This window comes from Paenarthrobacter sp. PAE-2, assembly GCF_026013155.1.
In the GTDB taxonomy this organism is placed as follows: domain Bacteria; phylum Actinomycetota; class Actinomycetes; order Actinomycetales; family Micrococcaceae; genus Arthrobacter; species Arthrobacter ureafaciens.
The window spans coordinates 1-549 of record NZ_JAPDNV010000110.1; the positions used below are offsets into that span (position 1 = coordinate 1).

Below are 549 nucleotides of genomic sequence, written 5' to 3' on the forward strand. Positions count from 1 at the left end.
CGTCGAGTTCGCATACGGTGGGTCCGATGCGGGCTGGGGCGGTGTTTGCGCGGGAACTTCGTGAATCCGGTGTGCTGTCTTCCGTGGCGGGGTTGAGGGTGGATCTTTATGGTTCTTTGGCTGCGACGGGTAAGGGTCATGGCACTTTTACCGCTACGTTGCTGGGCCTGGAAGGGTTCGAACCTGAGCTGATCCTGCCTGACGAGGTGGAGGAGCGTCTTGCTGCGATCGCTGAGACGGGCATGCTGAACCTGGCAGGAGAGGTGCAGTTGCCGTATGCGGTTGAGGATATGGTGCTGCATCCGTTGACGGTGTTGCCGCGGCATACGAATGGGATGAAGTTCGCTGTTACCGATGCCGGGGGGAACGTGCTGAGGGAGGCGACGTTTTTCTCGGTGGGTGGCGGGTTCATTGTCCGTGAGGGCGAGGAAGACACTGCCCGGGCTGAGTTGGAGGAGTCCAAGGCGGAGTTGCCGTTGCCGTTCCGGACCGCGGCGGAGCTCCTGGGCCGGTGCTCGTCCAAGGGCCTGGGGATCAGCGACATCATGC

1 protein-coding gene is annotated in these 549 nt (G+C 62.1%); it reads left to right on the forward strand.

Going from position 1 to position 549, the window contains the following annotated elements; translation table 11 throughout:
- The coding region (locus tag OCL88_RS21125) for a serine dehydratase beta chain (RefSeq protein ID WP_319951678.1) at nucleotides 1–549 on the forward strand (549 nt) is incomplete at both ends.